Here is a 206-nt window from a genome sequence, read left to right on the forward strand (position 1 = left end):
GCTTGCGCTGAGATCAGTAGCGCTTAGTTTTTAACGTTAGCTACCACACCAGCACCTACAGTACGGCCACCTTCACGGATTGCAAAGCGAAGACCTTTGTCCATAGCGATTGGGTGGATAAGCTCAACACTCATCTCAACGTTGTCACCAGGCATAACCATTTCAGTACCGTCTTGTAACTGGATTGCGCCAGTGACGTCAGTGGT

1 pseudogene is annotated in these 206 nt (G+C 49.5%); it reads right to left on the reverse strand.

Annotated features, from left to right (window positions below):
* Positions 1-23: 23 nt before the first annotated feature.
* Positions 24-206: pseudogene (gene tuf / locus Q0890_RS13655) on the reverse strand (elongation factor Tu); the annotation flags it as partial.

Origin of the sequence: uncultured Psychrobacter sp. (genome assembly GCF_947488565.1) — a bacterium.
GTDB lineage: Bacteria > Pseudomonadota > Gammaproteobacteria > Pseudomonadales > Moraxellaceae > Psychrobacter > Psychrobacter saeujeotis.